Below are 6390 nucleotides of genomic sequence, written 5' to 3'. Positions count from 1 at the left end.
GATCCGCCTGTTCCCCCGTCGGAGAGGCTAGGGATCGCGGAAGGCATCGAGACGGCGCTCGCGGCTGCTCGCCTGTTCAACATGCCGGTCTGGGCGGCAACGAACTCGACGATGCTCGCCAAGTGGCAGCCGCCGGACTGCGCGCGTGAGATCGTGGTGTTCGGCGATGCCGATCCTGCCTTCGGCGGGCAAGCGGCGGCCTACGCCCTAGCACATCGCCTCGCAGTCAGAGACCGGAGAGTTCGCGTCCAGCTGCCGCCTCGGATTGGCAGCGATTGGGCCGACGTGCTGAGCGCCGAACGCGACACGAAGAGAGTCCGCCGGATCGGGATGGTGGCCTGAGGTCAGAACGGAGAACAGCATGAACCGAGCGGGCAAGAAGCAGCGTGAGCGAGCGCGTAAGCAGCGCAGGGCTGAGCGGCGGGCCACGGGTGTGCGGACAGCCACAACGAGCGCCACGACGCCCGTGCGCGGAGCTACGGCGGCACACATTGATCCAGCCTTGTCCTGGCATATCGCCCGCACCTTGCCCCGCATGGGCGAGCGGGCGCTCAAGGCGCTGGAGGAGGTTCAGGTCGACTGGTATCTGCCACGCACCTCCGAGGTGGTCGTGCGCCGCGGCCGCCGCGCGGTCCGCTCCACGCTCCTGCTGATGCGCACGGTGTTCATCGGAGTTCGGGATGCAATCCACCTTGACCAAGCGCGCTCACAGGCCGGCGTGGCGGAGATCGTCTCGCATCCGGAGCCAGAGGGCGGTCCCGAGGGGAACATCGCGTCTCTGATCATGCGCCCTGCTCGGCTCGATCCCGCCGAACTCCAGCGGCTCGTCGACAAGCTCGCCGAGGCTGAGATAGTCCGTCCGACGGGCGTCAGCGTCGGGCAGAGCGTGCTGGTGCGCGAGGGGCCATTCGCGGGCTTCCCGGCTGTCGTAGATGCGATGCTGCCGAACGACCGCATTCGCGTGGCCATGAGCATCTTCGGGCGGGCCTCTAAACTCACGCTCGAAATCGCACGGGTCTCAGCGATCTGACCACTCGAAACGAGCTGCTCGACCTAGCTTCTTTGGTTAGTTGCGACGTGACGCTTAGCCGGGCGTCTTTATATCTTGGAAATAATGATCGATTGAAATCCATCTTGATCTAATCCCGAAGCGCGCCTGCGAAAACTTGGGGCTAGGCGGTAAACATTCTGTGTCCGAAGCCTTGCAGTGAAGGCGCAAGCCATGCCGACGATCAACGGAACCAATCAGGCAGATACCCTCCTTGGCACGCCTGATGACGACATCATCTACGGGCGAGGCGGCAACGACGGTCTTACTGGCGACGCTGGGAACGATACCTTGTACGGTGGATCCGGCGATGATCTCCTCGATGGTGGCGATGGCACCGACGTCCTTTGGGGAGGCAGTGGGCGAGACACGTTGACCGGTGGCAGCGGCGACTTTCTGTACGGAGAGAGTGGTAACGACCAGTTCGTTCTGCTGACACCGGGGCCGCGCGGCCCGCTGGAAAAGATCGAGGCGTTCGGTGGATCAGGCGACGACAGCTTCACGGGTTCAGGGTACTACAGCTTCCGCCTGAACTTGCACGGCGACGCCGGTCGCGACAGCTTCACCTTCGACTTCCTTCAGGCGAGCTATCTAGAGGGTGGAGACGGTCAGGATAGGTTCGACATTAACACGATGTCGAGCGGCACACTGTCGGGCGACGATGGCAACGATAGCATCAGAATCGGCAATGCGCTGGGCACGATCCACGGTGGTAACGGCAACGATGCGATCTCGATCGGTTCTGCCAAATCTACCACCTACGTCTACGGCGATGCCGGCAACGACACTATTTCGGTCGACGTCGGGCGCGCAGTCGTCGACGGCGGCGAGGGCAACGATCACCTCACGGGGGGCTATGATCGCTACGTTTCGAGCCAGTTCTACGGCGGCGCAGGCAACGATGTCATTGCAAGCCGGGGACACAACATCCTCGATGGCGGCGATGGACACGACACGCTGGAGAGTGGCGCCTATCAGAATGTGATGACCGGGGGCGCGGGAGCGGATCGCTTCGTCTACGGCGACCTCGTGCAACTAGATATGATGAGCGCCGACACCATCACCGACTTCTCGGTCGCATCCAAGGACAAGCTGGATTTGTCGGGATTGCTCGCGAAAGCGGGCGCGTCTGTCGACCCGTTCGGTGACGGATGGCTATCGCTTGCCGTGGTCAACGGATCGACGGAAATTCTCTTTGACAAGGATGGTGGTGCAGATAATTTCCAGACGCTTGTCGTTCTGCAGGGTGTCGACTTAACTCATCAACAGGTCGCCGCATTGATCGTGTGAGTTCAGCTCTTGCTGGCGTGCAGCCTCTGATGTATGGAACAGCGATAACTTCTAAGTTGCCGCTGTACTCTCCCCTCTAGGGATCGACGTTAAGCCGCAACGGGGACGGTTGCACCGCTTCTCCACTTTGGAGGCTGGTCCTCCAGAGCGTGCCCTTAGAGGGAACGACTTTGCCTCACCTTACTGGGCACAACTGATCTGAGGTTTTCTTAAGAAAACGTGGCAGCGTTGCGGCGCGCTGCATAGCACGATGAACTGGCGCCCGACCTACCGGTGGCGACGGGTCAGGTTCGGCGGTGTGATCGCCCTACAGGGCGCGGTGCCGGGCAGGCAGATTGAGGCGCATCTCGACAGGGAAGCCAGAGGAGACCGCTTCTTCAGCGACATCCCTGTGGTGGACACGTGGAAGCGGTCCCGCGCATAACCTAGCCGCCTGGTCAGCATAGGGGCGCAAGTCTCTAATTCACTCCGGCCTTTGGCATACGGCTTCAACGTTGACCCCATCGGGATCAATCACGAATGCTGCGTAATAAGCAGGATGGTAATGAGCCCGGATGCCGGGCGGCCCATTGTCGCGACCGCCATGTGCTATTGCCGCGACATAGAAAGCGTCGACCGCTGCGCGGCTTTTAGCTTCGAAAGCAATGTGGATGCCTGTTCCGCCCGACGCTTCCGGAATGGCCCGCCGTCTGTCTCTGGACAGCCAGAAGAACGGCTTTCGGCCTGTTCCATAACCAATGCCGTGATAGCCTCCAGACTGTTCAGGCTTGACCTCCATCACCTTCGAAATGCCCAGCGGCTCAAGAGCAGCGTCATAGAACCGCCGCGCGCTTTCGATGTCTCTCGGGCTGACGCCCATATGGTCGATCATGACCACTCCCCCTCTCGGCTCGGATCTCCCAGGCTTGTAGCGGACTTGGCCGAAGAGGCACATAGCGTCACATCCAGCTATTGAGGCGGCCCGGATACGTTGCTCTTTGTTTTCAGCAACGGATTCGGGCACTCGCCAAAGACCCTAGAGCCGTTGCCGATCAGATTGGATCGTCCGCATCGTAGTTTGGGGCAGTGACGAGCACGATGCTGCTCACCTGGAAGCAGCCCTCCACTTATGTGGCGCGATCCATTGCTACGTCTCGGTGCCGTTTTTCGGGCGCCTCTGCTTGGGTGCGTCCTCCCATGCTGCTCGATCGATCGCCCAGTCCACCTCTCTGAAGCCGCGAGCGCGCATCCATTCAGGGCCTTCGCGCTCCGCAATGATCCTCGCGCCGAACCATCGAGCCAGTTTCGCCACACGCCTGTTGCCGCTCGCGGTGTCTCCGATGATCGTAGTTAGCCGCAGTTGGTTGAAGCCGTATTCGACCAGTGCGGCGGCCACATCGAGAGCCAGCGCGAAGCGGCCCCATTTTTCGGGTGCGAGTTCGATCCCGAGAACTGCAGCATCGTCTGACGACTTACGAAGCCCAGCGCAGCCGCACAATTCTCCGTTTCGTCCATCGAAGATACCAATCTGGAAATTGCGACGCGGCTCGGTTTCTCGCCATTCCGCAAATAAATCGAATAGTTCGCTAGCCCGCCGAACGTCGGAAGCCTCAAAGTCGTAGAGCGCGAGATAGCGAGGGTCCATCTGATAAGCGAGGAACGCCGCCCGGTCCGCCTCGGCTAAGTCGCGCAAAAGAAAGCGGGGATGCTCAATCAACATTGGTTCCATGTAGGTTCTTTCCTGTGAATGCGCCGGTCACCCTGGCGTGAAAGCATTCAGATGCGCGCCCCGAATTTAGGCGAAAAGTAATTTCGCGGCCGCCGTCGCCCCGTCGGCGCGCATCATACCGGCGACGGCTGTTGCCCGTTCTCGGGTCTTCGGAGCGAGCGCTGTCCTGAGGCCGACCGACAGGGACTCGAAGGTTGGGACAGGTCCGTGATGTGCGACACCGATTCCCAAGTTCGCCATACGCTCGGCCCAATAGGGCTGGTCGACCACCTGGGGCACCGCCAGCTGAGGCGTGCCGGCGCGTGCAGCTGCTGTTGTCGTGCCGGCGCCACCATGGTGCACGACAGCAGAAACCCGAGGAAACAGCGCCTGCTGATTGACCTCGCCCACGGCGAGGCAGTCCTGCCCGTCGTCGCTAGGTGCGAGATCAGCCCAACCACGGGCGAGGATTACGCGACGGCCATGCGCCCGAACCGCCTCAATGGCGACGCGGGCGGCGTCTTCCGACGCGCTCATGGCCATGCTGCCGAAACCGACATAGACCGGGGGATCGCCGGCATTGAGGAACGCCTCCAAGGCGGCCGGGAGAGGCCGGTCATCCGGCCAGATCCATGCGCCGGTGTGCACGGTGTCGACGAGGTTGGTCGGCAGCCATGGGCTAAGAACCGGGTCCGATGCCAGCCACGGACCGCGCGTGAAGACATGATCGCGAACATTGTCGAGCAACGGTAGGCCGACCGAAGCGCGATGACTGTTACTCGAACGCTCCGAGGTCGTCTGCATCGGCATCGACGGCGGCGGCCTCGACGACCTGTTCGAGCTCACCGTGCTCGGTCGAGACAGGCTGACCCGAGACTAGCTCGCCTGGTCCCACGCTTGGTGTCACATCGGCGTGCTGACGCGGCGCAAGAGTATCGCGGTCAAGCTGCGAGAGTTCGAGGGCGCCGACGAGCTGACGATCATCGATGACGAACTGAAGGACATCGAGGCCATCGTCGGCATCGTCGAGCGGGTGAAGGATGCTGGTCTGCTCGCCCGTGTCGGTGTCGATCCGGCAGGTCTGGGCGAGTTGATCGAAGCCTTCGCCGAGATCGAGGTGACGCAGGAAGCCAAGCTCCTGATCGGCGTCTCTCAAGGCTACGGCCTCATGCACGCGATCAAGGCGGCCGAGCGCAAGCTCGCAAACGGAACGCTCCGGCACTCCGGATCCGGATTGGCCACGTGGTGCGTATCGAACCTGAAGATCGAGCCCACCGCGACCGCGATCCGGGCGACGAAGCAGAATGCCGGCGACGCCAAGATCGACGTGGCGATGAGCCTGTTCAACGCTGCAGCGCTGATGGTGACGAACCCCGAACCTCCGGCCAACGCCAACCTCGCCGGTTTCCTGGCTGACCCGCTCTTCGGCTGACCGAACCACAGGACTGCGCATGGGCCTTTTCCGCAAGGCGGCGCTGACGGTCGCCCGCGGCTTGGGTCTGACCGATCGAGTGCTCGTTTCATGGCTGGCCGGCGAGCCGAGCCACGCTGGCGAGAACGTCACGGTCGAGACGGCCCTGACGCTCGATGCCGTCTGGGCCTGCGCTCGCCTCGTGTCGCAGACCATCGCGACGCTGCCGCTGCCGCTCTATGAGCGCGACGGACAGGGTCGCAGCCGCGTCGCGCCCGAGCACCCGCTGTACCGGGTGCTGCACGACCGGCCGAACGCCGAGATGACGGCGGTCGAGTTCTGGCAGGCGCTCTTCGCCTGCAAGCTGCTCTGGGGCAACGGCTTTGCTGAGATCGTGCGGGGCGCCAACGACCGCGTCGTGGCGCTGATTCCGATGCGGCCGGATCGCGTTCAGATCACGCGCGAGGTCGACGGCACGCTGACCTACCGGCACACCTACCAGGGGCTGACACAAGTCCTGTCCGAAGATCAGGTGCTGCACCTGAAGGGCTTCTCGCTCGATGGACAGGTGGGGATGTCGGCCATCGCTGCGGGTCGGCATAGTCTCGGCACGGCGATGGGCGCCGAGCGCGCGGCCGGTAGCATCTTCAAGAACGGGATGCGGCCGTCCGGCGTGCTGACCGCGCCGGCCTACCTCACGCCGGAGCAGCGCAAGGACGCTCGCGCCTACGTCGAGAAGTTCGAGGGTGCGCGCAACACCGGCAAAGTCCCCCTGCTGGAGGGCGGCTGGGACTTCAAGAGCCTGTCGCTGCCGCCCGAGGATGCGCAGCTCCTCGAAACCCGCGGCTTCAACGTCGAGGTCGTCTGTCGCTGGTTCGGGGTTCTAGCTGCAAATCAGGCCAATACTTAGCTAAGTCACTGAACTTGAATGGATTTTCCGCCCTCGGGCGACCA

The 6390-nt window shown here is 62.8% G+C and carries 8 protein-coding genes; 5 read left to right on the top strand and 3 right to left on the bottom strand.

The window, feature by feature from the left end:
* The 3 genes from FHU13_RS26585 to FHU13_RS26575 form a co-directional block, all read left to right on the top strand.
* Nucleotides 1–342, top strand: a 342-nt coding sequence (locus tag FHU13_RS26585) for a toprim domain-containing protein (protein WP_183438826.1), incomplete at its 5' end; no start/stop codon positions are given.
* 160 nt (nucleotides 343–502) lie between these two features.
* Nucleotides 503–1030 carry a transcription termination/antitermination protein NusG gene (locus FHU13_RS26580; RefSeq protein WP_183438825.1) on the top strand — a complete coding sequence of 176 codons (528 nt, stop codon included), beginning with the start codon at nucleotides 503–505 and terminating at the stop codon, nucleotides 1028–1030.
* 192 nt (nucleotides 1031–1222) lie between these two features.
* Nucleotides 1223–2338, top strand: a complete 1116-nt coding sequence (locus FHU13_RS26575) for a calcium-binding protein (protein WP_183438824.1) — start codon at nucleotides 1223–1225, stop codon at nucleotides 2336–2338.
* A gap of 463 nt (nucleotides 2339–2801) precedes the next feature.
* On the opposite strand, the gene FHU13_RS26570 is transcribed toward FHU13_RS26575, so the two are convergent.
* From FHU13_RS26570 to FHU13_RS26560, 3 genes are all read right to left on the bottom strand, one after another.
* Nucleotides 2802–3209: a VOC family protein gene (locus FHU13_RS26570; RefSeq protein ID WP_183438823.1), complete on the bottom strand. Its 408-nt coding sequence runs from the start codon at nucleotides 3207–3209 to the stop codon at nucleotides 2802–2804.
* 255 nt (nucleotides 3210–3464) lie between these two features.
* Nucleotides 3465–4046 carry a GNAT family N-acetyltransferase gene (locus tag FHU13_RS26565; protein ID WP_210287869.1) on the bottom strand — a complete coding sequence of 194 codons (582 nt, stop codon included), beginning with the start codon at nucleotides 4044–4046 and terminating at the stop codon, nucleotides 3465–3467.
* A gap of 66 nt (nucleotides 4047–4112) precedes the next feature.
* On the bottom strand, nucleotides 4113–4835 hold the full coding sequence (locus FHU13_RS26560; protein ID WP_183438822.1) for a nucleotide disphospho-sugar-binding domain-containing protein: 723 nt from the start codon (nucleotides 4833–4835) through the stop codon (nucleotides 4113–4115).
* Between the two features lie 103 nt (nucleotides 4836–4938).
* Between FHU13_RS26560 and FHU13_RS26555 the strand changes: the two genes are divergently transcribed.
* Together FHU13_RS26555 and FHU13_RS26550 are read left to right on the top strand one after the other, a co-directional pair.
* Complete coding sequence (locus FHU13_RS26555) at nucleotides 4939–5457, top strand: terminase TerL endonuclease subunit (protein ID WP_409518540.1); 519 nt, start codon at nucleotides 4939–4941, stop codon at nucleotides 5455–5457.
* Between the two features lie 19 nt (nucleotides 5458–5476).
* Nucleotides 5477–6346 (top strand): phage portal protein, encoded by an 870-nt coding sequence (locus FHU13_RS26550; protein ID WP_246714900.1) that lies wholly within the window; start codon nucleotides 5477–5479, stop codon nucleotides 6344–6346.
* Nucleotides 6347–6390: the final 44 nt, after the last annotated feature.

It is taken from the genome of Methylobacterium sp. R2-1 (assembly GCF_014191355.1).
In the GTDB taxonomy this organism is placed as follows: Bacteria; Pseudomonadota; Alphaproteobacteria; order Rhizobiales; family Beijerinckiaceae; genus Methylobacterium.
Note: the sequence above shows the minus strand (reverse complement) of the source record. Positions and strands in the feature narration are given on the sequence as shown.